Origin of the sequence: Spirillospora sp. NPDC049652, assembly GCF_040675125.1 — a bacterium.
Lineage (GTDB): Bacteria > Actinomycetota > Actinomycetes > Streptosporangiales > Streptosporangiaceae > Spirillospora.
Genome location: NZ_JBFAOF010001103.1, coordinates 1 through 2,146 on the forward strand (window position 1 = coordinate 1; position 2,146 = coordinate 2,146).

The window sequence follows — 2,146 nt, forward strand, 5'->3', positions numbered from 1 at the left end:
CGAAAAGACCCGCCTCGATTGATTTCGCCAGTTCGACTTCATCTTCTGCCGTGAGGAGCGGAACGCGACCGATCTCTCTCATCGAGCCGCCCGTCGTGCTCGACGTCGGCGAGGGCGATGCCGCGCGAGACGCTGTCGTCGTCCACGCCCAGGCGTCCGGCGATGTCCAGGAACCGGCCGTCCGGCAGCCGGGCGAAGAAGGGGTCGCGGTCGCTTCCGGAGACGTCGTCGCGGCCGGGCCTGAAGTCGGGCCACGCGCCGGGGCGGTTCAGCAGGTCGTCGTTGGTCATCGCCAGCTCCTGGAGCTGCGGCCAGCGGTTCACCCTTCCCTTGACGAACCCGGTCGCCTGGACGATCTCGGTGCGGCCGTCGCCGGCGAAGTCGCCCATCTTGACGTCCCAGGCCCAGCCGGAGCGCGACAGGCCGAGCGACTCGCTGTGGTCGTCGTAGCGGGCCGTGCGGCCCTGGAAGACGCTGCGGCCCTGGCTCAGCCACGCGAAGTTGCTCTCCAGCAGGCCGTACTGCTGGGTGATGTTGCTGACGAAGATGTCGGGGACGCCGTCGCCGTCCAGGTCGCCGAACGCGACGCCCATGCCCTTGAACGAGTCGCGCCCGAGCACCTTGGACTTCGGGGTGGTGAAGTGCCGGACGCCCTTGACCTCCTCGAACCTCGGGTGCCCGGGTGTGGAGCGGTTGCGCAGCAGCCGGTCCGGGCCGAAGTCGTTGGCGAGGTAGAGCTCGGGCAGGCCGTCGCCGTCGACGTCCTGGACCGCGGTCGCGAGCGTCCACCCCTTGGAGGTCCGGTCGGGCAGCGGGCTCGGCGGCTCGGTGTAGGTCGCGGACGGCCGCCCGCCGCCCCGCGCCGACTTCCACAGCAGGATGTGCTTGCGTCCGCCGTTGTAGGCCGCCGACATCGACCGCTGCATGACCAACTGGCTCTGCCTCGCGTGCGGGTCGAGGACGCGCGCGCCGTCCGGGAAGTAGTTGGCGACGATCAGGTCGGGATGGCCGTCACCGTCCACGTCCGCCACCGAGACCGCGTTGGTGTTCCAGGTCTGGCGCGGGCTGACGAGTTCCTGCGGGACGAACGCGCCGGGCTTGCCGAGCGCGACGGGCGTCCGCAGGAACAGCACGGGTGAGCGGCCCCAGTAGTAGACCAGGACGTCGGTCAGGCCGTCCTCGTTGTAGTCGCCGGGCGTGCAGCCCATCGGGGCCATCGTCGCGTCGTAGGGCAGCCCGGCGGGCGCCAGCCGGACGGCGGGCATCCGTCCGCCGCCCCCGGGGACGGGCGCGACCGTCACCGAGTCGTCGCGCGGGTCCACGACGCACGCGTCGGCCGGGCGTCCGGCCCCCTCGACGTCGGCGAGCGCGACGGCCGCGCCGACCGACGAGATCCAGTGGTCGATGTGCCGGTAGGCGGGCGCCACCTGCCGGACGTCGCGGGCGGCGGCGGCGCCGTTGAGCGGGACGCGCTGGAAGGCGAACCGCCGCGCCAGCCGCGCCGCCTCGGCGTCGGAGGTGTCCGGCAGGCTCGCCACGAACCAGCCCGCCACCAGCAGCAGCACCGAGCAGACCTGCACGAGCCGGGAGCGCGCGAAACGGGACAGCGCGGTACGGGTGCGCGGGGTACGGGTGCGCGGGGTACGGGTGCGCGGGCCTGCGGTCACCACTCGCCTCCCCCGCCGTCGTGCCGTCGCCACTCACGGCGGACCAGGGCCCTCCAGTACTGGTAGTCCGCGAGGGAGTTGCCGTGGGCGGCCGCCTCGTCGTGCGCGACGTCGGTCCACTTCGCGGCGGTGGCCGGGGACGCCGAGCACAGCGTCTCCACCGCGTCCCGGACGTCGCTCGGGATCTCTCCCGCCAGCACCCGCGCCTTGGCGGCGAACGCCGCGCCCTGCGCGAGGTCGGCACGGTGCCCCTGCGCGAGATCGGCACGGTGCCCCTGCGCGAGATCGGCAGCGCCGTCGTGGCCGTCAGCGATTCGCAACAGCGAGGTCAGGACGTACGGGGGCCGTGCGCCGGTGTAGGCGGCGGCCAGCCCGATCCCCGCCCACAGGTCACCGCGCCGGTGCGGGGGGAATCCGGCGATGACGCGTCCGATGGCCTCGGGGTCGGCGCAAGTGTGGAACCACAGCGCGCGGCCGAC

General features: G+C 73.2%; 1 protein-coding gene and 2 pseudogenes. All 3 read right to left on the bottom strand.

Features of this window, described 5'->3' with window-relative positions; genetic code table 11:
- A pseudogene (locus tag AB0J52_RS37415) lies at positions 1-82 on the bottom strand (sigma-70 factor domain-containing protein); the annotation flags it as partial.
- Positions 83-551: 469 nt separating this feature from the next.
- Positions 552-1,265, bottom strand: a pseudogene (locus AB0J52_RS37420) (FG-GAP repeat domain-containing protein); the annotation flags it as partial.
- A 398-nt stretch (positions 1,266-1,663) separates the two neighbouring features.
- The coding region (locus AB0J52_RS37425; protein WP_500187692.1) for a DUF1702 family protein at positions 1,664-2,146 on the bottom strand (483 nt) is incomplete at its 5' end.